Consider the following 23,617-nt stretch of genomic DNA (forward strand, 5'->3'; position numbering starts at 1 on the left):
AACCAGATTTTGAGTCCCGGAGGACCAATAACACACGATTTGGTGCTATAATTCGAGACCGACAAAAATTACATTGGCTAACAGTGGCAAATATTAAATCTGCGATGAAGCGCATCCAAATCGGAGAGCGCAATCGTCTACGCAACAAGTCCTATAAGTCAGCCGTAAAGACTCTGACCAAGACTTACTACGCAGCGCTCAACGATTACGCGAGCGAGCCTTCTGATGACAAGAAGAAGGCCGTTGATGCGACGATGTCGGCGGCGTTTAGCAAAATTGACAAAGCCGTTAAGCGTGGCAGCATCCATAAAAATGCAGCCGCTCGTCAAAAGTCCAAGCTAGCCCATGCGCTCAAGCAGCATGAAGCTCCCGCCTCCTAAAAGATGCAACTGGTTGATACCCACGTTCATATCAACTTTGATAGCTTTCAAGAAGATTTAGATGCCGTGGCAGCTGCTTGGCGACAGGCGGGTGTGGCTCATCTAGTCCATTCTTGTGTCGAGCCATCGGAGTTCAAAGCGATTCAGGCAATTGCCGATCGGTTTTCCGAGGTGTCCTTTGCGGTAGGGTTACATCCATTGGATATGGATAAGTGGACCCCCTCGCTAGCTGGTCAAATCAAAAAGCTAGCCTCATCCGATCAGCGTGTGGTTGCCATTGGCGAAACCGGCCTCGATTTTTTTAAGGCAGACGATCATGATTGTCAGATTGAAGCTTTTAAGGCGCAGCTCGCTGTTGCCCACGAGCTAAATTTGCCCGTCATCATTCACTGCCGGGATGCAGCACCAGCCATGCGAGAGGTGTTGCAGGCTTTTTGGGAAGAGCATGGCCCTGTGCAGGGTGTGATGCATTGCTGGACCGGAACCCCGGAGGAAACTCAATGGTTTCTAGATCTGGGCTTCTACATTAGCTTCAGTGGCATTGTCACATTCAAAAGTGCGACCCAGGTGCAAGCGTCGGCTCAAATGGTGGGGTGCGATCGCATCCTAGTGGAAACCGACTGCCCCTTCCTATCCCCCGTACCCAAGCGTAAAGAAAAGCGAAATCAACCGGCCAATGTGCTTCACGTAGCTGAGTTTGTAGCTAACCTACGCGGTATATCCCTAGAGGACCTAGCAGCTCAGACCACAACGAATGCCCGAACGCTATTTCATCTTCCTGACACATCTTTTAGCGTCACAACTTCATAAAAATAAGGGGGAGATGAATATTCAACCCCACTTTAATTAGCAATCAAGGGATAGCAAAGCCCTTAATTTTTGAGCACATACTCCATAAATAAACATACAAAGCGACAAGAATATTAAATTTCACTGCTAACTTGTGATATACTATCCCGGCTATGCGTTAGCCTTACGTTAGCCAACATGAATCCGCCCATGGACCTAACCACAATTTACGACGTTGGTGCCTAACGGTTGTTCTTCAAACTTGCCCATTGCGTCCATTTTAGCTATTGAATGCTAGCAAAACACTTGAAAATTCTTGATTTGGCTGCATTACCCCAGCGGTACGTGTAGTCATTCTTGTGTTTGCTTCTATCAATTAACTGGTTTTAACGATTTTTTTTTAACTCCTTCGTTTTATACCCCACTTAGTTTAGGCCTGACCTGCTTGAGGAGACGAATGACTGACTTAACCATTTCCCAATCCTCCTTTGTACTGCCCGACCTAGTTGAAATTCAGCGTTCTAGTTTCCGCTGGTTTCTGCAAGAAGGTCTAATTGAAGAATTGGAGAGCTTTTCCCCAATTACCGACTACACAGGTAAATTGGAGCTTCACTTTCTTGGTAAGGATTATAAGCTCAAAAGTCCTAAATACACCGTTGATGAAGCAAAGCGTCGTGATAGCACCTACTCGGTGCAGATGTACGTCCCCACACGCTTAATCAATAAGGAAACTGGGGAAATTAAAGAGCAGGAAGTATTTATCGGCGACTTACCCCTGATGACCGATCGGGGAACATTCATCATCAATGGTGCCGAGCGCGTCATTGTCAACCAAATTGTTCGTAGTCCCGGCGTCTACTACAAGGCAGAGACTGATAAGCACGGTCGTCGTACTTACAACGCTAACCTGATCCCCAACCGTGGTGCCTGGTTAAAATTTGAAACCGACAAAAACGACCTGGTTTGGGTCCGCATCGATAAAACCCGTAAGCTATCTGCCCAGGTACTCTTCAAAGCTTTAGGCTTAAGCGATGGTGAGATCTTTGATTCTTTACGTCACCCTGAATATTTCCAAAAAACCTTAGAAAAAGAAGGGCAGTTTAGCGAAGAAGAAGCACTATTAGAGCTCTATAGAAAGCTACGTCCCGGTGAGCCTCCAACCGTCTCCGGAGGACAGCAACTCCTAAACTCTAGATTTTTTGATCCCAAGCGCTATGACCTGGGCAAAGTAGGTCGTCACAAACTCAACCGCAAACTGCGCTTAAACGTCCCAGATGCTGTACGAGTACTCACACCCCAAGACGTTTTAGCAGCCATTGACTACCTGATTAACCTAGAGTTTGATATCGGGATCATCGACGACATTGACCACCTAGGAAATCGCCGTGTGCGTTCCGTAGGTGAGCTACTACAAAACCAAGTACGGGTAGGTCTCAATCGTCTAGAGCGGATTATCCGCGAACGCATGACAGTGTCAGACGCAGATTCTCTGACGCCTGCTTCTTTGGTGAACCCCAAGCCTTTGGTTGCGGCCATCAAAGAATTTTTTGGTTCCAGTCAGCTATCCCAGTTTATGGACCAGACTAATCCCCTGGCAGAGCTCACCCATAAACGTCGTATTAGCGCCCTAGGCCCCGGTGGTTTAACCCGCGAACGTGCTGGTTTTGCAGTACGAGACATTCACCCATCACACCACGGTCGTATTTGCCCAATTGAAACCCCTGAAGGCCCTAACGCGGGTCTGATTGGTTCCCTGGCAACCCATGCACGGGTTAACGACTTTGGCTTCATTGAAACGCCCTTCTTCCAAGTCGACAATGGTCGGATTCGACGAGACTTGCCATCCGTTTACATGACGGCTGACGAAGAAGACGATTTTCGTGTGGCTCCAGGGGATGTTCCCGTTGATCACGATAGCAATATGGTGGGTGAATCAGTCCCCGTCAGATATCGTCAGGACTTTATTACCACTGCGCCATCAGAGGTAGACTACGTCGCCGTTTCTCCCGTTCAAATTATTTCGGTAGCGACATCTTTAATTCCATTCCTAGAGCATGATGACGCTAACCGAGCCCTAATGGGTTCCAACATGCAGCGTCAGGCAGTGCCCCTATTGCGTCCCGAACGTCCATTGGTGGGAACAGGCCTAGAAGCTCAAGCAGCCCGTGACTCCGGAATGGTCGTCGTTAGCCCCGTAGATGGCGAAGTCACCTTTTTAGATGCCACTAAGGTAGTCGTTACGGATGCCGACGGGAAATCGTACGCCCAAGAGTTGCAAAAGTATCAGCGTTCTAACCAAGACACCTGCCTCAACCAGCGGCCCTTGGTGTTCACTGGAGACAAGGTAGTCACCGGTCAAGTCTTAGCAGATGGCTCTGCAACTGAAGGTGGCGAAATTGCCTTGGGTCAAAACGTACTCGTAGCTTATATGCCTTGGGAAGGCTACAACTACGAGGATGCCATCCTCCTCAGCGAGCGTTTGGTGTATGAGGATCTCTATACATCCATTCACATCGAAAAATTCGAGATCGAGGCTCGTCAAACCAAACTAGGACCAGAGGAAATCACCCGAGAAATTCCCAATGTCGGTGAGGATGCCCTACGGCAGCTTGATGAAACAGGCATTATTCGTATCGGTGCCTGGGTCACATCTGGCGATATTTTAGTCGGTAAAGTCACACCAAAAGGTGAGTCAGACCAGCCTCCAGAAGAAAAGCTATTAAGGGCAATTTTCGGTGAAAAAGCTCGGGATGTTAGGGACAACTCCCTCAGAGTACCCAACGGTGAAAAAGGACGAGTCGTCGATGTTCGTGTCTTTACCCGTGAGCAGGGAGATGAACTTCCCCCCGGTGCCAATATGGTTGTCCGCGTTTATGTAGCCCAAAAGCGGAAGATTCAGGTAGGCGACAAAATGGCAGGCCGACACGGAAATAAGGGTATTATTTCCCGGATCTTGCCCATTGAAGATATGCCCTATCTACCAGATGGCACACCGATTGACATCGTGCTTAATCCTCTGGGCGTACCTTCCCGTATGAATGTGGGGCAGGTATTTGAATGTTTACTCGGGTGGGCTGGCGAAAACTTGAACGCTCGTTTCAAGATCACCCCATTTGATGAAATGTACGGTGCAGAAGCATCCATGGAAACCACCCATGGCAAACTGCAAGAGGCACGGACCAACACGGGGAGTGACTGGGTATTTGATATCGATGATCCGGGCAAAATTCAGCTTTATGATGGCCGTACAGGTGAAGCTTTCGACCGCGCTGTCACCGTAGGTAAACCCTACATGCTGAAACTAGTTCACCTAGTGGACGATAAGATTCATGCTCGTTCCACAGGGCCTTACTCTCTGGTCACTCAGCAACCCCTAGGTGGTAAAGCGCAGCAAGGGGGTCAGCGCTTTGGAGAAATGGAAGTATGGGCACTTGAGGCATTTGGTGCAGCCTATACATTGCAGGAGCTGCTTACGGTTAAATCCGACGATATGCAAGGTCGTAACGAAGCACTCAATGCAATTGTGAAGGGCAAAGCAATTCCTCGTCCCGGGACACCAGAATCCTTCAAGGTATTGATGCGCGAGCTTCAGTCCCTATGTTTAGACATCGCGGTTCATAAACTCGAAACCCAGGAAGATGGCACCAGTCGAGATGTGGAAGTTGATCTCATGTCAGACTCCATCAATCGTCGTTCACCATCACGTCCGACCTATGAGTCCATCTCTCGTGATGAAACACCTGGAGAAGCACCGCCAGCAGCACCAACGGCTACACCTGCAGCTGCGCCTCCTCCTGGCCTAGAAGAGCCACAACCTTAGCAGTTTTGATTTGTTCAAAGCATTCAGGTAACCCACTAATCGCCTGACAACGTGGTTGTCATGCCTGAATGCTTTGAATCATGCCAAGAGTTTGAGGTCCTAGTTAGCCTTGCGAATGAGCAAGTGCTCCCCAGTCCATAACTATGTCCTGATGCATAGACCGCGTACAAGGAAGCAAGAGAATGCCGAAACTAGAACAGCGCTTTGACTATGTCAAAATCGGTTTGGCTTCGCCCGATCGGATCCGTCAGTGGGGCGAACGCACACTCCCCAACGGTACAGTCGTAGGGGAAGTAACTAAGCCAGAAACTATTAACTACAGAACGCTTAAGCCAGAAATGGATGGGTTGTTCTGTGAGCGAATTTTTGGCCCTGCTAAAGACTGGGAATGCCATTGTGGCAAATATAAGCGTGTCCGCCACCGTGGCATTGTTTGTGAGCGTTGCGGTGTTGAAGTAACCGAGTCGCGAGTACGCCGCCACCGCATGGGGTATATCAAACTGGCAGCCCCAGTCGCCCATGTTTGGTACCTCAAGGGAATTCCTAGCTATATTGCCATTTTGCTAGATATGCCCTTAAGGGATGTAGAGCAAATTGTCTACTTCAATGCCTATGTAGTACTAGATGCTGGCAATGCAGATAGTCTCAGCTACAAGCAACTACTGACGGAAGATCAGTGGATCGAAATTGAAGACCAGCTCTACGACGAAGAATCAGAGCTTTCAGGCATTGAAGTTGGCATTGGTGCTGAAGCGCTGCAGCGCCTCTTGCAAGACTTAGAACTTGAAACAGTTGCTGAACAACTGCGGGAAAATATTGCCACTGCTAAAGGTCAAAAACGCGCCAAGCTAATTAAGCGGTTGCGCGTCATCGATAACTTTATTGCAACCGGCTCACGGCCAGATTGGATGGTTCTGGATGTAATTCCTGTAATTCCACCGGATCTACGCCCCATGGTCCAGTTGGACGGTGGCCGCTTTGCAACATCAGACCTCAACGATCTCTATCGTCGTGTTATCAACCGGAATAACCGCCTAGCTCGACTGCAGGAAATCTTAGCGCCTGAAATCATTGTCCGAAATGAGAAACGCATGCTCCAGGAAGCTGTGGATGCGCTCATCGATAATGGCCGACGTGGTCGAACAGTCGTAGGTGCTAATAATCGACCGCTGAAATCACTGTCGGACATCATTGAGGGTAAACAGGGACGATTCCGACAAAACCTACTGGGTAAGCGTGTTGACTACTCAGGACGTTCTGTGATCGTGGTCGGTCCTAAGCTTAAGATTCATCAATGTGGTTTACCCCGTGAAATGGCTATTGAGCTATTTCAACCCTTTGTGATTCATCGATTAATTCGTCAAGGATTAGTCAACAACATCAAGGCGGCCAAGAAATTAATTCAACGCAATGACCCCAGTATTTGGGGAGTGCTAGAAGAGGTGATTGAAAATCACCCAGTTATGCTCAACCGCGCGCCCACACTACACCGTCTGGGTATTCAAGCATTTGAACCAATGTTAGTGGAAGGCCGTGCTTTGCAACTGCATCCACTAGTTTGCCCAGCATTTAACGCCGACTTCGATGGCGACCAAATGGCTGTACACGTGCCGTTGTCACTCGAAGCTCAATCAGAGGCGCGGTTATTAATGCTGGCGTCTAACAACGTTTTATCCCCTGCAACGGGACGACCCATTATTACGCCTAGTCAGGACATGGTACTGGGCTGCTATTATCTCACCGCAGAAAATCCTTATCAGCAAAAGGGAGCGGACTCCAACTTTGCCAGTATGGAAGACGCCATCATTGCCTATGAACAAGGCATTGTTGATCTGCATGCCTGGGTTTGGTTACGTTTTGACGGACCAGTAGAAGAGGAAGGCGATCCGATCGAAGTGATTGATAACGGTGACGGCATGGTAACCAAGCGTTATCAACATCGTCGGGTCCGCGAAGACAGTGACGGCAACCTAATCTCCCAACACCTGTACACCACACCGGGACGAATCATCTACAACCATGCTGTCCATACGGCACTTGCCAGCTAACACCACAGCATTGCTGAATCAGCAACGGCAAAACATTCTGAAGTCTTATCCAGTTAGCCAGTCACAAATTGAGGCAGAGAGACCCCATGGCAGATCAAGGTAACGAACAAGCTAACAACATCATTTTTCGTAATCGTATTATCGATAAGAAACAGCTCAAAAATCTAATTTCTTGGTCCTTTGATAATTACGGTACAGCCCGTACATCCGCGATGGCTGATGAGATCAAAGCGCTGGGTTTCAAATATGCAACCCGTGCAGGGGTGTCTATTAGTGTGGATGACCTACAGGTTCCCCCAAGTAAGCGCAAGCTATTAGACGCGGCTGAAGAAGAAATTCGCGACACCGAAGAACGGTATACCCGAGGGGAAATTACAGAAGTAGAACGATTCCAGAAAGTAATTGATACCTGGAATGAAACTAGCGAAGAACTGAAGGATGAAGTTGTTCGTAACTTCAAAGAGAATAATCCGCTCAATTCGGTTTATATGATGGCGTTTTCCGGCGCCCGGGGAAATATTTCCCAGGTACGTCAGTTAGTCGGGATGCGGGGATTGATGGCAAATCCCCAGGGTGAAATTATTGACTTACCCATTAAGACCAATTTCCGTGAGGGTCTGACCGTAACGGAATACATCATTTCATCCTATGGTGCTCGTAAAGGCTTGGTAGATACGGCACTCCGCACGGCGGATTCAGGGTATTTAACCCGTCGTCTTGTGGACGTTTCTCAAGACGTCATTATCCGTGAAATTGACTGTGGCACGGATAGATGTATCCCCCTTAGCGCGATGACTGATGGGGATCGAGTATTGATTTCTCTGGAAGATAAGCTGTTAGGAAGGGTCTTAGCGGAGGATGCAGTGCATCCCAAGACGGGCGAAGTGATTGTGCCTCGCAATGTGCCGCTCGACGCAGACATGGCGAGGGAGGTGGATCAGGCCGGGGTCAAAGAGGTGAAGGTGCGCTCTGCTTTGACCTGTGAGGCCGCTCGTTCCGTATGCCAACACTGTTACGGTTGGAGCTTAGCCCACTCCCATATGGTGGATTTGGGAGAGGCCGTGGGCATTATTGCGGCTCAATCTATTGGTGAGCCGGGCACCCAGCTTACGATGCGCACATTCCACACAGGCGGTACGTTTACTGGTGAACTGGCGCCTCAGATCAGGGCTAAAGTGACTGGTCAATTCCAAATGCCTGACGATTTGAGAACTCGTCCGTTCCGAACTCGCCACGGGGAAGATGCCCTCGTTATGGAGGCGAATGCCGATGCTAAATTGGTCATGGAAAGCGGTAAAACTCGCACCGTTTCCTTGCCCCAGGGTTCGATTGTGTTTGTACCCAACGGGGCCGCATTAGCGAAGGGAGATCTGATCGCAGAATTACCAACCACAGGTCGTGTCCGCAAAGTTACAGAAAAAGCGAGTAAAGACGTAACCTCTGACTTATCTGGAGAGGTCTTTTTTGAAGGCTTGGTCCAAGAAGAGAAAAAGGACCGCCAGGGAAATATTACTAAGCTGGCACAGCGTGGTGGTTTGTTATGGGTTCTTTCTGGAGAGGTTTATAACCTACCCCCAGGGGCTGAACCGACCGTTAAAAACGGTGACATGATCGATAGCAATGGCATTTTGGCTGAGACCAAAATTGTCACTGAACGCGGCGGTGTTGTACGTTTACCAGATCGATCTGATAGCAAGGGTAGTCGAGAAGTTGAGATTATTACAGCTTCTGTAATGTTAGACACTACCGAAGTGGCCGTCGAAAGCGGCCAAGGTCGTGAGCATTACTTCTTGCAAACGGATAAGGGCATTCGTTACTCACTAATTGCGACACCGGGTGCCAAGGTCATTGGAGATCAGGTTGTTGCCGAACTTGTAGACAATACCTATCACACTCAAAGTGGTGGCATCATCAAGTTCTCTGGCCTTGAGATTGCCAAGAAGAGTAAGGGCAAGCAAGGTTACGAAGTCACCAAAGGCGGCACTGTTCTTTGGATTCCAGAAGAAGCCCACGAGGTAAATAAAGATATTTCACTGTTGATGGTGGAAGATGGCCAATACATTGAGGCCGGAACTGAAGTTGTTAAAGACATTTTCTGCCAAATTAGTGGTGTCGTTGAGGTTACTCAGAAGAACGATATTCTCCGAGAAATCGTGATTAAGCCTGGCGCTATTCATATGGTGGATAGTCCAGATGCAGCCAGCGGCAAGGATGGTGTGCTGGTCAGCGCTGGGGAGGAAGTAATTCCTGGAGTAACAGCAGAGGAACTGCGTTTCGTTGAATATGTAGAAACTCCTGAGGGAGCTGCCTTATTGCTACGCCCTGTACAGGAATTTGAAGTTCCTGATAAGCCAACGATCCCTAGCCAACACGCCGTAAGTGACAGTGAAGATAACTCGATTGCGATCAAAGCCATTCAGCGTATTTTCTACAAAGATGGTGAACGGGTTAAATCCGTTGATGGGGTCGAAATTCTCCGTACTCAGTTAGTGCTCGATACGGATAGTGAAGCGGCTCAAATAACGGCTGACATTGAGTTGGTTGATGATCGAGAAAATTCTGAAATTCAGCGTTTACAGCTGGTGATTTTAGAAACCCTGGTGATTCGACGGGATATCGCTGCGGACCAAACCCAAGGCAGTACACAGACTCGTCTCTTGGTAGAAGAAGGCCAGGAAATTCAACCAGGGGCTGTTGTCGCCCGTACAGAGATCCAGGCGAAAGAAGCTGGAGAAATCCGAGGTATTCGTCAGGACGTAGAATCGGTGCGGCGTATTCTAGTTGTTCGTGATAGCGACCTTACAACCCTTGATCTAGGTGGTAAACCACCCAGTGTCAAAGTAGGGGATCTGTTGGTCGATGGGAGTCTCTTGGCTGAAGGTTTACTCTCTGAGGAATCGGGCCAGATTGTCGCTGTGAATGATGGCAATATCGTGCTGAGAACAGCAAGACCCTATCGAGTATCGACGGGGGCGGTTTTACACATTGAAGATGGTGACCTGGTGCAAAGGGGTGACAATCTAGTACTGCTGATTTTTGAGCGTGCGAAAACAGGTGACATTATCCAAGGTCTGCCGCGAATTGAAGAACTCTTGGAAGCGCGTAAACCGAAGGAAGCTTGTGTATTAACGGAGCGACCGGGTACAGCTCAGGTGGTGTATGGCGAAGATGAAACGGTTGAGGTGAAAGTTGTTGAAGATGATGGTGTAGTTTCTGAATACACTATCAACCCTGGACAGCCGATGATTGTTTCCGATAGTCAGCAGGTAAGCCTAGCGGAACCCCTGACCGATGGACCGTTGAATCCCCATCAAATTCTGGAGTTCTTCTTTAAGTATCATCGCGAAACTAAGGGCGTACACGAGTCGGCGATGATCAGCCTCCAGAAGGTACAAACGTTCTTGGTGAACGAGGTTCAATCGGTATATCAATCACAGGGTATTGATATTGCTGATAAACATATTGAGGTGATCGTGCGCCAGATGACCTCTAAGGCCCGGGTGGAAGATGGTGGCGACACCACGATGCTGCCTGGTGAACTTGTAGAGATTCGTCAACTTGAGCAGGTGAACGAAGCCATGTCGATCACGGGTGGTGCTCCGGCGGAATATACTCCGGTCTTGCTAGGTATTACCAAGGCATCTTTGAATACGGATAGCTTTATCTCGGCGGCTAGTTTCCAGGAAACGACTCGCGTGCTGACCGAAGCGGCTATTGAAGGTAAATCTGACTGGTTACGGGGTCTGAAAGAAAACGTGATTATCGGTCGCCTGATTCCGGCAGGTACAGGTTTTAATGCCTATGAGGAGCGTTCTACACCTGAACTTGACCCATCGTTTGATAAGGCATTTTTGTCCGATGATGTGGCGTTGCAGGATATGGTCTTGGATGATAGAACTGCCCGTGCCTATGACCGTGAAGGTGGTTTGAATATGTTCACCGATGAAATGCTGGGTGGAACGAACCCCAGTGGCGATGCGGCGGCAGCGACAAATACACCCAATACCCCAGAAGCTGGGGGCGGCAGTGCCCCGGAAGCCAAGACGCAACCACCGGCTTCGTTCTTGGATGATAATACTCTGATTGATGATCAAACAGCAGCACCTTAGTCGAGAGCGCTTAATTGTCGTTCGGATTTAGGTATCTGGGGCGATTAGCGCGTTATGCGTAGATTCATTGATTGACTATCTTTAAAGGGGTTGAGGCGAAAACTCACCCCCTTTTTTTTGCCAGAAAACCTGCCTTGTGAACAAGATCTTTACTGCTGAATACTTTTTTGGATGAAATAGGGTATAACCGTATGACAGTGTGCGAGTGTTCTGATTTTCTAAGGCAGTTATGACATCCCAAAGGTTTAATCCACAGAATTTTGTAGTCGGTGTGATTAAGTTCATATGTGGTGTTGCGATCGCGATCTTCGTCATTTGCCTAGCTGGCGCTGCCACGGCCCGCTACTTCTTAACGCAGCTATCCACATTGCCAGAGCGACCAGTCTACGAAAACGACGCTCCTGCAGCAAAAACGACCAATCCCCCCGACGCATCGAGCCCAAATCAGCCAGCTGCTGGCAATGAGCAAGCCCAGACCCCAGCCGCTGAAGCCCCCAAGCCCGAAGCATCGGACGCAAACGTCCTATTCAAAGCAACCGTCACTTACAGCGCAGGATTACTCGTGCGGACCGGGGCTGGAGCAGATTCTGAAACCATCGATGGCATAGACTATAACGAAACTATCGACGTTCTAGAAGAATCAGGAAAATGGTACAGAATACGCACTAGCAGCGGTGTTGAAGGCTGGATCAAAGGCAAAGATAACACTAAGCGCCTTTAATTACGATGATTATTGGTGTAGTTAATGCGAGCACCTGCCCAAAGTAATTTATTCCGCAACGTCTGATAGTAAGACTGATTTTGACGAAGAATTACAAACTTCGCCATATGTTCAGCCATGGAAATATCGGCTCGCTGACCAGGCCAAATAGATGTCGCCAAAACCCCATCCATCCACAGCTTAGTTGTCACAGCCGGATCGGCCAGGGGCCAAACACTCACGACACTACCGGCCGGAATGACCACTGGCCGACTAGATAAACTCAGCGGGCAAATAGGCGTAACCACCATCGCATCCATACCCGGATGCACAATCGGTCCATTAGCCGCCAACGTATAGCCCGTAGTGCCTGTGGGCGTACTAATTAACAAACCGTCTCCCTGATATTGGTCCACCACCTCACCATCAATTTCCATTTCCAAAATGGACGTAATCATCCGATCCGGTGATGCTGGTTTCACACACATCTCATTGAGGGCCCAATAGACCTCACTTAAAGGTTCACGATTGGTACGATTACCCTCGTGGATACAGGCCCTCAACATCATGCGCTGCTGCACGGCATATCGGTCTTCCAACAACCGATCCAAAACCGTCTCAAAATCCTCAATTTCATCGGAGGATTCCGTCAAAAAACCTAAATGACCACCAATATTAACAGCCAGGATAGGAATGTTTTCCGGGGCCAAATGTCGAGCTGCCGCTAATGCTGTCCCATCTCCACCCAGCACCACAGCTAAATCAATAGGCTGGTGCGCTGATGCTAGAAAAACCGGATAGGGATTATCTTTAGGCCCACTAGGACCAAGCAACACATTGGCTCCACGGCGTTCTAATTTTTCAGCACATTTTTCAGCCCAGCTCTTGCTGTAAGGGTTACCAGCTTTATGAACAATAATGACTTGGTTAAGCTGCACGGCAAGAAGAAAAAAGAATAGCGTCGCTAATCCGTTGTAGAGTTTTCTGCGCACGATACTGGAACATATCGAGTATGTATACAGTTCGCTTTATCCTCTACATAAGAAATGACAAAAGAATAGCATTACTGACTACTGGAACCGTTGTAAATGAACAGTAGTTGATAACTAGGTCCCTAGACTCAACCACTTACCCCAAGCAAAAACCATCAGGCCATCCACGACTACTGGTCACCACGCCAATCAATTTCAGCTTGTTCGACCACATAATTAGCCAAGGAACGAATTTCCTGTTCTGTCAGCTGATCGCCATAGGCACTCATCAACCCTTTCCCATTGGTAATCAATGTGGCAATTGCCTCTGCAGACCCATAGCCATGACGTTTTAAGGCTCGCTGTTTCAGACTTTTACCCCGGCGAATAATGTTGGCCCCATTTGGATGACAGCCTGCACAATGCACATCAAACAACGCAGCCGAAGAGGAACCCTGATCGGCCCAAGCCGACGGAACAAACAGCCAGAAACTGACCAGGAAGAAGCTAACGATTAGCCCCTTCACCATTGGTAACAATAATCGCATCCTACGTACTTTTGGCAACATTCAACCACCCACTGTGAGTCAAGAAACCTTCTCCCACCCCGGCCAGATCATTTGCCAGGTAGATAGCAGATTGTCCCATGGTAGTGCCTTTAAAAAATTGTCTGAATAGAAATTAAGAGAAGACTTATCCACGGATAGAGAAGCTAAACTTTGAAAGATCTTAGGGCAGGCAACCATAGCACCATGCAAAAAGGACCGTTACTCGTAAGCTTAGTTGTCCTCTCAGCAGTCGCTGGAGGCAGCTTTGCCTACGGCTGGAACAGCATAGAACAACTCAGCTTCACTGCCCCAGATGAGATTTCTGAGACACCGGCAGCAGCAGCGCCACACCCTAGACCTCAGTCTCCAGACCCCCTCCAGCAAGCGCCCGAAACAGCAGCACCCTCAAAAAAAGCTCTGGAGGGCAACTCCATAGAGGCAACTCTGTCGAATGTCACCACCGCACACGGCGTGCAAACCCTTGTTTTGGATGAATCGGAACTTAACCAGCTCGTTAGTGAAGCCCTTTTAAGTCAAGAGCACACAGCTAAAGTATTAGCCCATGCTCGTTCTTTTAGCACCAAACTTGAAAGCGATCGCATCGAAACAGGAGCCGTCGTCAACCTATCAGAGATCCCTCTAGACGGACTCCCAACCGACATCAAAACGGGCTTAACCCAGCTCCTAACTACAGTCCCAATGCTGGGCAATCGCGACATCTACCTGGGAATTATCGCTTCCCCCGAAATTCAAGATGACCAAATCAGCCTGCAGGATCTAAACATCAAGTTGGGCCAGTTGACCCTGCCCATGACAGATGTATCAGAGCACCTAGGGATCTCACAGTCAGACATCGAACAGCGACTCAATGCCGCTATTCTCAAACGAGGTATCAACCTCGAAAACATACAAATTATGGACCAAACACTCGTACTAACCGGCAATACTCCCTAAAACGGAGAAGCCAGCCTACTCCAAATCATTAGGCTGAACGCCCTTCATAATGCGTGACAACTCACTCTTTTCATCCACAGAAACCCGAGTGGGCGAGCCACTAATAATACGCTCTAAGTTACGGAAAGAGTCTTTAATTTCTGGACCATTGGCACTAATGGTATATTCGCGAATAGCCTTGTCATGCCAAGATCCCCGCATTTTAAAGACATTTAATGCCCGCGACATCTGACCTCGAATTTCCACGTACTGCAACATTAAAATCGTGTCCGTAATCGTGGAAATATGGGAGTCCGTAATGGAGTGGGACCCCATAAATTGCTCAGTCGTGTTCGTAAAAAAGCCGGTAATTTCTTCCTGCTTGGCATAGCCAGTTACGCCAATCACAAACTGCCGGAAGGAATTATTACTCACCCCCCGATCTAACGCAGACAATGAATCAATGGCAATGCGAGAAGGCTTAAAGGTAGCAATTTCAGATTTAATAATCTGTAAATGGTCTTCTAAACCAGCGGATTCAGGATAAGCACAAATAATTTTTAGCAGCCCTGCACGCTCTAGTTCTTCGAAATCAATTCCCCAGGAATAGGCATTTCGAGACAACTGTGCCCGAGACTCCTCGTAGGCAAACAAAATAGCTCGTTCGTTAGCCTTACAACCGTTCTCAATAAACTTACTCACTAACAGAGTTTTGCCGGTGCCGGTTGCCCCCGTAGCCAGAATAATCGAATCCTTAAAGAAGCCGCCCCCACACATTTCATCTAAAGCCTCTACACCAGACGAAACACGCACATTCGAAGACCGCTGGGTCAAGCGCATTGCCCCTAGGGGGAAGATATTAATGCCATTATTCGTAATCGTGAAGGGATATTCTCCCTTCATGTGGGTCGTACCCCGTAGCTTGAGGATTTCAATGGTACGACGACGGCGTTCTCCTTCTAAGACGTTACGCACAATCACCACATTGTCAGACACAAATTCCTCAACACCAAAGCGGGCAACTGGACCGTATTCATCCACCCGCTCAGTGGACATGAGCGTCGTTACCCCCATTTGTTTCAGGCGAGCGACTAAGCGGAATATTTCTCGTCGGACCACTTGAGCCGCATCGTACTGCTGAAACACAGCAGTCACCGAATCAATGGATACGCGCTTGGCCTTATATTTTCTAACGGCGTATTGAATACGCTCAATTAAGGCAGAAAGGTCAAAGTTTCCAACGATTTCCTGTCCTTCAGGATCAGGAGATGCGTCAAGAATAAATAGCTTGCCATCATTGATCAGCTGCTGTAAGTCCCACCCGAAGCTGCAGGCGTTTTGGATAATATCAGCTGGCGATTCCTCAAAGGTGACAAATACCCCTGGCTCGTCAAAATCAGTAATGCCGTTATATAGAAACTGAACGGCCATCAACGTCTTACCAGTTCCTGAGGTGCCACTAACCAAAGTCGCGCGACCAGAAGGCAAACCACCATGACTGATATCGTCAAAGCCTTCGATCATGGTGCGAATTTTTTTGACACCCGCCAAGGTACTATTCGAGGGGACCTCACCTTGAGAAGACTGAGTCATGATTTAGTAAATTGACCTGTTAAAAAATATTGTCAGAGAAAAGTGCATTAGTAATATTTCAACAGGTTAAGCTTTCAAGGGCAAGCATTACTGCTAATTCTGTGGAAAACAGAACTTTAACCCAGCCTAAAATCACAAATGCTCAAACAGTCGAATATCAGAGACAGCTATCAGAAATAAGAATTAAGTCGTGGAAAATACCTAATTCAAGCCTTGCATAATCAATTCTCCATTGCAAAGGATTTAAAGGTATTGACTCTCAATATTAATTAAAGTCAATTCAACTTAAATATGGCGCTGAGGCGATTGCAGCTCTCCAAACAGCGATCGCCTACTCATCCTCCCTGAGCTCGTCATACAGCAAGTCCAAACCAATCAGAACTCGCTCACGATCGGACAAATCGCCAATAATTTTACGCACAGGAGGGGGCAAAATTTTAGCTAATGTCGGGGTCGCCAGTATTTTATCTTCTTCAGCTAGCTGTGGATTTTGCAAAACGTCAATAACCTTAAGTGCATAAACACCTTGAAACTCTTCTTCCAATATCGTATTGAGCATTTTTAATGCCCGTGTAGAGTTAGGGGTGTTACCAGCAACGTACAGTTTTAAAATGTAGGTTTTTTTATAGGCCATTAGAAGACTCCCGAAGACATAGTGGATGTGGAGCATCATTGCCCACAGACATACACGGGAAGGGTGTAAAGTTGAGGCTAGATTTCACGAGGAATAGAACGTCGGTACATTTCACATAAATGAGCCAATACGTCAATTAACGTTAAACGGTAATCCAGTAGAATTTCTTCACTTCTACCTTCCATATGCAGCTGTTTGGAAAAATGATCCATAAGTTCCATATGAATCTCAACAACCTTAGAGATTGATACATCTGCAAAAAACGCCAAATTGACATAATCATCAATTCGTTGATTCAGACTTTTATCGTCCGATGAGAAATAGCTCAAAATGATTTGACGATAGTCTTGGCGAAGCTGATCTAAAAATTCATGGCGCTCTTCCAAAGTCATATTGCGAACAAAGTTTTGGGAATTGCGTTTGTAGTAAACGCCCAAATATCCCAAACGCTCTTGCAATTTCTCAGTTAAACGTTGTTGCTGAAGGCTGAGCAAGAACAGGCGATTATCGCGCGTTTCTTCTGCCGCTGCATTTTCATTTTCATTCAAAGCATTTTGATTGGCGGGGAGCTGTAGAAAGCGATCAATAGCTTCTCTAACTTGACTCTCGATAGAATCCAACTGATCGGGCGCGGCCATAATCACAGCGTCATGATAATCAGCTTGCGAAACAACAGCCTCTTGCTCAGTAATAACCAAAATTGGCAGCAAAATATCTCGCTCCCACAACTCATGCAAAAAACCCCATCCATCAGGAGCAGGTTGAACAACTAAACAATCGATTCGATGACGATTGCTAATGGTCCATTGCACAAACTCTGTTTGTGTTTTACTCCAACTAATGGCAAAGGGACTGTGGGCAAGCGTTTTTTTCAGTAGCTCAGCCATAGAGGCTTGAGCAGTATAAATTCCAACTAGGAAGCGTGCAGCCAAGGGTTAAGCAGATGTGACGCAATGTTAACTATTTATTACATTTATTTAACAATATTTCCCGTAGTAGATGTAAGCAACTCCCCTAATTTCAGTACTTGTACAGTCGATATTCGTAGTTGACCAAAACTTTGAATGGCTTGAACAATAATGCCCAATGACAACACCAATAGTCGAGTTCCCTAAGGATATAGGGTTAGGGTCAATGCTATAGCAAACTTAAGTATTTTTTATTTGTGTACGACCTAAACAAACACAACGTACCTAAGGTGTCAGGTTGTACACACTCTTTAAAAAGTAGTGATATTAATTAAACGAGCATGGAGGGATTCGAACCCCCGACCGCCAGAACCGGAATCTGGTGCTCTATCCAACTGAGCTACATGCCCTGGAATCCGACCTAAGTTAAGCCAGGGACCGTGCTTAATAGTAGCACTTGTGTTGGTATCTGTCTTAGGACCTTTACTTAAAAGTGACCGATACCCTACTCTCATGAGGCTGCACAATACGAGCTACGTGCTTGATATCCAAAACTTATCGAAAACCTTTGGTCAGCGACAGGCATTAACGGATTTAAATCTCACGGTATCACCAGGGGAGATTTATGGCCTTTTGGGCCCCAATGGGGCAGGGAAAACGACCACCATTAATTTATTGAGTGGACTATTATTCCCCGACGAGGGCGAGGTAAGCCTAGCTGGGACCCCTGTTTCAGACGCCACAAAACCTTATTTGGGGGTGATGCCGCAGCAAAATTTGCTTTACCAAAGTCTGACCTGTCGAGAGAATTTAGTTTTTTTTGCGAAAATTTATGGCCTATCAGGGTCTGAGCGCAACCGACGTATACAGAGGTGTCTGCAGTCAGTGCAATTAGAAAACCGTGCCGATAGTGTTGTCGGGGCATTAAGCGGTGGTATGCAACGCAGACTAAGCCTAGCGGTGGCTATTGTCCATGAGCCTAAGCTAGTGGTTTTAGACGAACCAACCACGGGGCTAGATATTGAGGCTCGTTATGGCGTGTGGGACCTCATCCGTCAGCTGAAACAGGATAGGGTGGCTGTTTTACTCACGACCCATTTGTTGGATGAAGCAGAGCGATTATGCGATCGCATCGGTTTTCTCAAGCAAGGACATCTGCTGATGCAAGGCAGCCTAGAAACCCTTCGTCATCGCATGCCGGCCCAAGAAGTCGTCACCATAGAAACACCGGATGAAGCCGCGGCCATTGCCCGAGCACGGGCCCATGGCTTTACTATGCGGCGCTACGATACCCGCCTCACCTTTTGGATACCCGAAAAATTAGAACTGCCAGACCTGCTAGCTAAATTTGATGGCATTACCTTAGATTCCATTGCCCGCAGCCCACTGACCCTAGAACACATCTACCTAGAGGTCACCCGAGCAGCATCCACACCAAAATAAGGAAGTTTTTGTAACCCTAGGGTTGTAGCAAGCACGGGCAAAACTCACGCAATTACACGGTCACCTTTAGCCCAGATTCACTGAAATTTACTCGGAGTTTATGGGCACACTCACATTGTGAGCGGTAGGGTGGACTAGTTCGACAGAACTTATATACCCGCTGCAATAGCAGCATTAACTTTCTATCTGACTGACTTTTTAGCAGTTCCCCCTATACAGAACTATCTATTTTACAAAGGGCTTTTGCTTACGGGCAAAGGTCCTTTGTGCAAAGGGCCCTTTTCACCAAGGGCCTTTTCACCAAGGACCTGTTTACAAAGAGCCTTTTGTGCAAAGGGTCTTTGTTTTGGTGGGATGCCGCCCATCGGCCTACCAAAGCTATAAATGTGAGCGACAACACATCCCTTTAAAGGTTCTTTAAATACACTTATCTAGGCTTTACAGACATTACTAAAGATCACAGGTTAAGTTAGTTGTAGTGATACGAACTACGTATACAGAAACCTAACTATTGGTTGAAACTTCCTGACAGAAGTTTTTGACCGTTATCCTAAACGGATCCTTATATACTGAAAACCTAAAACGCTGAAGCCTCTACCAATGGTGGGGGCTTCAGTGTTTTAAAGGACACACGGCGGCTACGATGGAATCTTAAACCTGACCATCAGCAACGATAAGATGGCATCACCACAACACTGCCAACGCTTGGCCCCAGGTGGAGACACCATAAGATGAATGGACCTAGAGCTATGAATAAATTTTTGCTAGTACTGCTGCCTGCATGTTTAGTCACTGCGATCGCAATCCTATCAGTGCAAAATGCAGACCCCGTCTCGCTCAACTTTCTAATGTTCCGCTCAGTTGCCCTACCCTTTGGCCTATGGCTGGGCTTTGGATTAGCCATAGGCATGGTAGGCATGGCAAGCTTATTGAGCCTGTCGGGCATCAAGTCGCGTTAATGGCCCATATCTAAACAACCATCAGGTAAAAATAGCGCCCCCCATCAGTTTTTCGTAACGGCGGTTCAGTTCCTGTTTGATCAAGGGCCACAGCTCTAACGTAGAATCTTGCAAAATCAGTTCCTCTGCCGCACCACGGGCTAGCTCCAGCACATCTTGATCATTCACCAGACTGGCCAACGCAAAATCCGGTAATCCCGATTGACGAGTCCCCAGCACCTGGCCCGGTCCTCGAAACCGCAGGTCCATTTCAGCAATAAAAAAGCCATCTTGAGACTGTTCCAATACCCGCAGACGCTGCAACGCAGTGTCACTCTTACTGCTACTCATCAATAAACAATAGGACTGGTCGGCCCCTCGCCCCACTCGACCACGCAACTGATGGAGCTGAGATAGGCCAAATCGTTCAGCATGTTCAATGAGCATGACACTGGCATTGGGCACGTCTACCCCCACTTCCACCACAGTCGTAGAAACTAAAATTTGCGTATGACGATCGCGGAATGCTGTGATGGCCGCATCCTTGTCGGCAGAACTCAAACGACCATGGAGTAGTCCCACCTTAAACTCAGGAAAAACCACCTCACTCAGGCGCTGATGTTCCTCAATGGCAGACCGCAGATCTAGCTTTTCCGATTCATCCACCAGGGGCAACACAATATATATCTGGCGACCCTGGGCAATTTCGCGACGGATCAAATCGTAGGCATGGTTGCGATCGCGACCACTCAATAACGTCGTCTGAATCGGTTTTCGCCCCGGCGGCAACTCATCGATCTGACTCACATCCAAATCACCATGGAGGGTGAGGGCCAGTGTCCGGGGTATGGGGGTAGCCGTTAGGGTCAGCACATGGGGATTGTCGCCTTTGCGCTGGAGTTTGGCACGCTGCGCCACCCCAAACCGATGTTGCTCGTCAATGGTGACCAACCCTAACCGATTAAATTGGACCGGGTCTTCAATTAAAGCGTGGGTGCCCACCAAAACTGGTAATTCTCCCGTCTCTAACTGGGAATGAATTTCCCGCCGTTTGGCCGTCTTAGTAGATCCCGTTAGCAGTTCTACTGGCAAATGCAAAAGATTAAACCAACCCACCAATTTTCGATAGTGTTGCTCCGCTAGCACTTCAGTGGGGGCCATCAAAGCAGCCTGATACCCAGCCTGAATAGCCGCCAAAATTGCCACCACAGCCACCACCGTTTTTCCAGACCCCACATCCCCCTGCACCAACCGATTCATAGGGATGGTTTCCTGCAGATCAACCAAAATCTCCTGCACCACTCGCCCTTGAGCTCCAGTCAGCTGAAACGGCAACACCTCATAAAACTGATCAATCAGCTCCCCGGTGGGCGCCATGCGAATTTGAGTTTGAGCCTGCTGCTGTTTGCGCCTAGACAACAGCCCCAATTGCAAATAGAAAAACTCATCAAACACCAAACGCCGACGGGCTAAGGAGAGGGCGTCATTGTCTGGGGGAAAGTGAATGTGGGCAATGGCCACCGGCAACTGTACCAACCCATGGTGCTCCCGTAGTGCAGTGGGGAACGGATCGCGAATTTCCACCGCAGCAGGTAAAGCCGCCACCACGGCTTTGCGCACAAGGGACGCTGGCACACCATCAGTCAGCGGGTAAACCGGCACCACACGCCCCACGGTGTCAGAATCGATTTCCTCTTGAGCATCCCCCAAAACTTCTAAGTCTGGGTCATCTAAGGTAATGCCATATTTTCCTTTTTTGACCAGGCCGGAGGCCGCGACCGTAGACCCCATGGGGTACATACGCTTTTGCCGCTCTTGCCAACCACGGTTGCGAAACCTAGCGCCTGCAAAAAAACGCCCAATTTTTAAGGTGCCGGTACCGTCATAGAGGCTGAGCTCAAAGATACTCAGCTTGGCATTACGCGGACTATTGAAACAATTGCAACGCCGTACCGTTCCCACAATGGTGACGGTTTCACCGGGTTTAAGATCGCGAATTTTAACCTGGCGAGCATAGTCTAGATAATCGCGCGGGTAGTAGAAGAGCACATCCCGCACCGTCAATAAACCTAGTTTGGCAAGGCGTTCACCATTTTTAGGCCCAATGCCCTTGAGGTAGGTGATGGATTGCTCCAAAGGATGCTTTGAGCGTAGCCCCCCGGTAGCCTGCAAAGACTTGGTTTTAGGCCGTTTCGATTTGGCAACGACAGGCGATTTGGTGGCCTCCGCCACCTGAGGCCGCTCACTAATTTGACGACTCTCTTGCAAGAATCGACGGGTATTGGCCACCAGGTGCTGTCGCTGGGCAAAGGTCAGCGCACTATATTTATCAAAATCTTCCGACAATGTACGCCATCGATCTTGCTCCATGGGCGTGGAGTAGGGCGGCGCGTGACGCAAACTATCACGGAGAAATTCACTAAACCGCTTGTGGTGTCCCTGCAGGTCATTAAATCCGGTTTCCGCCTCAACACTCAGGGCCTTTTGTAGGCGAATCCAGTCGGGCAGTTCGGCCATTAGTCGTTGGTCCAGCTCGATCTCCAGGCATCTTCAGCTTGAGCGATCGCAAGCTGTTTTTCCGCCGATTTATACGCGTGGCCCACACGCTTCAAATGGGCCATTTTTTTACGAATACGATTTCGCCAAACCGCCACATTGGCCTCAGCAAACTCAATTTCCGAGAGTCGCAAATGAATCATGACAAAATTAGGCAACGACTCCAACTGCAAAAGACGCGGCATCGGTCCTGCCCCGTCATCGCTAACCCTGTCCGCCTCGTCATCCCCCGCACTATCATCCCCCGTAATAATCGCAGCTGTAATCTCAGCCTCCTCCGACCACTGTTCAGATTCCTCACCATTCTCTTCGTCATCGGTCATCTGCTCGTCATCATCGTCCAACCGCCCCTTGCCAGGCTCATGCACAATTTTGATGGCCAACTTGACTAAATTAGGAGTCTTCATCGGAATATGGCCTAGCCGCTCCGATTCTGACGCAGCATTCAAAAGAGCCTGCGGCATTTCTGGCATCACATGGGCAGCCTGCAAAACCTCATTAGCCTGTTCCGATATCGCTTTTAGAACATCACGAATAGCCTTTTCAATTAAAATTTGCCGCCGCATTAACTGAGCAGGTTGCATCGATCCACTATCCAGGGGCTCCTCTTCAGCATCTTCAGCCATGGATACCGCATCCAACTCCTCGCCACCAATCACCAAGGTGCGAATTTCAGCCAGCAGTTGTTCCTCTTGGGATGTATCCGCAGCAGCCCCCTCATCCGCTGAGGTCTGCTCCTCCAATGGAGCCTCATCCGATAATTCATCGCTGCTATTATCCGACTTACGCTCAGCATCATCAGCCCCCCCTGAGCGATCCCGCAGGGATGCAGCCTCTAAAAACAACTGTCGAATAACGGCCAAACCATCCTCTTCCGCCGGACGCAAACTTAATTTCTTAGCCGTTTGCCATTTTTCCTCAAACTGAGACTGAATACTATTACCCAATTCACGTAAGCGCTGCTGCAATCGGTCCCGCTGCGACAAACTCAAATCCAAAAAACGCTCTGGATAAATTTGGGTACACACATGATAGGCCGCCAAAACCAGCTGTCGTTTACTAGCTTGACTCAGAATCTGTAAATAGCTATCCACCAAGGATTCCAATTCAGTGGCAATATCAGCAGTTTGCGTTTGAAGTTTAGAAAGCTGCTGTTCAATATGACCACTTGCATTACCCATGGGCAGAGATGTTTAACAAAGCAATAATGTAACAACAGAACCAGAATACGGCACCGTAAATCCCAG

Annotated in this window: 16 protein-coding genes and 1 tRNA gene; 9 read left to right on the top strand and 8 right to left on the bottom strand. The window is 48.2% G+C overall.

Annotation, left to right across the window (positions count from 1 at the left end):
* Positions 1 to 83 precede the first annotated feature (83 nt).
* From rpsT to IXB28_RS10180, 6 genes are all read left to right on the top strand, one after another.
* Positions 84 to 380 (top strand): 30S ribosomal protein S20, encoded by a 297-nt coding sequence (gene rpsT, locus IXB28_RS10155; protein ID WP_215618472.1) that lies wholly within the window; start codon positions 84 to 86, stop codon positions 378 to 380.
* Positions 381 to 383: 3 nt separating this feature from the next.
* Positions 384 to 1,190, top strand: a complete 807-nt coding sequence (locus IXB28_RS10160) for a TatD family hydrolase (protein ID WP_215618473.1) — start codon at positions 384 to 386, stop codon at positions 1,188 to 1,190.
* A gap of 436 nt (positions 1,191 to 1,626) precedes the next feature.
* Positions 1,627 to 4,989 carry a DNA-directed RNA polymerase subunit beta gene (rpoB, locus tag IXB28_RS10165; RefSeq protein ID WP_215618474.1) on the top strand — a complete coding sequence of 1,121 codons (3,363 nt, stop codon included), beginning with the start codon at positions 1,627 to 1,629 and terminating at the stop codon, positions 4,987 to 4,989.
* A gap of 182 nt (positions 4,990 to 5,171) precedes the next feature.
* Positions 5,172 to 7,037: a DNA-directed RNA polymerase subunit gamma gene (locus tag IXB28_RS10170; protein WP_215618475.1), complete on the top strand. Its 1,866-nt coding sequence runs from the start codon at positions 5,172 to 5,174 to the stop codon at positions 7,035 to 7,037.
* Positions 7,038 to 7,123: 86 nt separating this feature from the next.
* Entirely contained in the window at positions 7,124 to 11,146 is a 4,023-nt protein-coding gene (locus IXB28_RS10175) for a DNA-directed RNA polymerase subunit beta' (RefSeq protein ID WP_215618476.1), read from the top strand.
* A 229-nt stretch (positions 11,147 to 11,375) separates the two neighbouring features.
* Positions 11,376 to 11,867 (top strand): SH3 domain-containing protein, encoded by a 492-nt coding sequence (locus IXB28_RS10180; RefSeq protein WP_215618477.1) that lies wholly within the window; start codon positions 11,376 to 11,378, stop codon positions 11,865 to 11,867.
* Here IXB28_RS10180 and IXB28_RS10185 read toward each other — a convergent pair.
* A complete protein-coding gene (locus IXB28_RS10185; protein ID WP_215618674.1) occupies positions 11,864 to 12,784 on the bottom strand; it encodes an NAD(+) kinase in 921 nt (306 codons plus the stop codon). The two genes, IXB28_RS10180 and IXB28_RS10185, sit on opposite strands and share 4 nt — an antisense overlap.
* Positions 12,785 to 13,008: 224 nt before the next feature.
* Entirely contained in the window at positions 13,009 to 13,365 is a 357-nt protein-coding gene (locus IXB28_RS10190; RefSeq protein ID WP_246559731.1) for a c-type cytochrome, read from the bottom strand.
* Between the two features lie 204 nt (positions 13,366 to 13,569).
* Between IXB28_RS10190 and IXB28_RS10195 the strand changes: the two genes are divergently transcribed.
* A complete protein-coding gene (locus tag IXB28_RS10195; protein WP_215618478.1) occupies positions 13,570 to 14,319 on the top strand; it encodes a hypothetical protein in 750 nt (249 codons plus the stop codon).
* A 15-nt stretch (positions 14,320 to 14,334) separates the two neighbouring features.
* On the opposite strand, the gene kaiC is transcribed toward IXB28_RS10195, so the two are convergent.
* The 4 genes from kaiC to IXB28_RS10215 all read right to left on the bottom strand — a co-directional run bounded on the left by kaiC (position 14,335) and on the right by IXB28_RS10215 (position 17,843).
* On the bottom strand, positions 14,335 to 15,891 hold the full coding sequence (kaiC, locus tag IXB28_RS10200) for a circadian clock protein KaiC (RefSeq protein WP_215618479.1): 1,557 nt from the start codon (positions 15,889 to 15,891) through the stop codon (positions 14,335 to 14,337).
* 331 nt (positions 15,892 to 16,222) lie between these two features.
* On the bottom strand, positions 16,223 to 16,525 hold the full coding sequence (gene kaiB, locus IXB28_RS10205; protein ID WP_215618480.1) for a circadian clock protein KaiB: 303 nt from the start codon (positions 16,523 to 16,525) through the stop codon (positions 16,223 to 16,225).
* Positions 16,526 to 16,602: 77 nt separating this feature from the next.
* Positions 16,603 to 17,457: a circadian clock protein KaiA gene (locus tag IXB28_RS10210; protein ID WP_246559732.1), complete on the bottom strand. Its 855-nt coding sequence runs from the start codon at positions 17,455 to 17,457 to the stop codon at positions 16,603 to 16,605.
* Between the two features lie 312 nt (positions 17,458 to 17,769).
* Positions 17,770 to 17,843 (bottom strand) — tRNA-Arg (locus IXB28_RS10215).
* 127 nt (positions 17,844 to 17,970) lie between these two features.
* Between IXB28_RS10215 and IXB28_RS10220 the strand changes: the two genes are divergently transcribed.
* Positions 17,971 to 18,876: an ABC transporter ATP-binding protein gene (locus tag IXB28_RS10220; protein ID WP_215618678.1), complete on the top strand. Its 906-nt coding sequence runs from the start codon at positions 17,971 to 17,973 to the stop codon at positions 18,874 to 18,876.
* A 749-nt stretch (positions 18,877 to 19,625) separates the two neighbouring features.
* Positions 19,626 to 19,835: a lipopolysaccharide assembly protein LapA domain-containing protein gene (locus IXB28_RS10225; protein ID WP_215618481.1), complete on the top strand. Its 210-nt coding sequence runs from the start codon at positions 19,626 to 19,628 to the stop codon at positions 19,833 to 19,835.
* 21 nt (positions 19,836 to 19,856) lie between these two features.
* Here IXB28_RS10225 and recG read toward each other — a convergent pair whose 3' ends face one another.
* Together recG and IXB28_RS10235 are read right to left on the bottom strand one after the other, a co-directional pair.
* Positions 19,857 to 22,331 carry an ATP-dependent DNA helicase RecG gene (gene recG / locus IXB28_RS10230; RefSeq protein WP_215618482.1) on the bottom strand — a complete coding sequence of 825 codons (2,475 nt, stop codon included), beginning with the start codon at positions 22,329 to 22,331 and terminating at the stop codon, positions 19,857 to 19,859.
* Positions 22,331 to 23,551 (bottom strand): hypothetical protein, encoded by a 1,221-nt coding sequence (locus IXB28_RS10235; protein ID WP_215618483.1) that lies wholly within the window; start codon positions 23,549 to 23,551, stop codon positions 22,331 to 22,333. Before IXB28_RS10235 ends, recG begins: the two co-directional genes overlap by 1 nt.
* Positions 23,552 to 23,617 lie beyond the last annotated feature (66 nt).

The sequence above is a fragment of the Leptothoe kymatousa TAU-MAC 1615 genome (genome assembly GCF_018739865.1).
Lineage (GTDB): Bacteria > Cyanobacteriota > Cyanobacteriia > Phormidesmidales > Phormidesmidaceae > Leptothoe > Leptothoe kymatousa.

What these genes read in the sequence shown, in the direction of transcription:
- IXB28_RS10190 (WP_246559731.1), bottom strand. Translation starts at nt 13,365, where the DNA reads ATGCGATTATTGTTACCAATGGTGAAGGGGCTAATCGTTAGCTTCTTC.
- kaiC (WP_215618479.1), bottom strand. Translation starts at nt 15,891, where the DNA reads ATGACTCAGTCTTCTCAAGGTGAGGTCCCCTCGAATAGTACCTTGGCG.
- IXB28_RS10160 (WP_215618473.1), top strand. Translation starts at nt 384, where the DNA reads ATGCAACTGGTTGATACCCACGTTCATATCAACTTTGATAGCTTTCAA.
- kaiB (WP_215618480.1), bottom strand. Translation starts at nt 16,525, where the DNA reads ATGGCCTATAAAAAAACCTACATTTTAAAACTGTACGTTGCTGGTAAC.
- rpoB (WP_215618474.1), top strand. Translation starts at nt 1,627, where the DNA reads ATGACTGACTTAACCATTTCCCAATCCTCCTTTGTACTGCCCGACCTA.
- IXB28_RS10195 (WP_215618478.1), top strand. Translation starts at nt 13,570, where the DNA reads ATGCAAAAAGGACCGTTACTCGTAAGCTTAGTTGTCCTCTCAGCAGTC.
- recG (WP_215618482.1), bottom strand. Translation starts at nt 22,331, where the DNA reads ATGGCCGAACTGCCCGACTGGATTCGCCTACAAAAGGCCCTGAGTGTT.
- IXB28_RS10175 (WP_215618476.1), top strand. Translation starts at nt 7,124, where the DNA reads ATGGCAGATCAAGGTAACGAACAAGCTAACAACATCATTTTTCGTAAT.
- IXB28_RS10180 (WP_215618477.1), top strand. Translation starts at nt 11,376, where the DNA reads ATGACATCCCAAAGGTTTAATCCACAGAATTTTGTAGTCGGTGTGATT.
- IXB28_RS10170 (WP_215618475.1), top strand. Translation starts at nt 5,172, where the DNA reads ATGCCGAAACTAGAACAGCGCTTTGACTATGTCAAAATCGGTTTGGCT.
- IXB28_RS10235 (WP_215618483.1), bottom strand. Translation starts at nt 23,551, where the DNA reads ATGGGTAATGCAAGTGGTCATATTGAACAGCAGCTTTCTAAACTTCAA.
- IXB28_RS10225 (WP_215618481.1), top strand. Translation starts at nt 19,626, where the DNA reads ATGAATAAATTTTTGCTAGTACTGCTGCCTGCATGTTTAGTCACTGCG.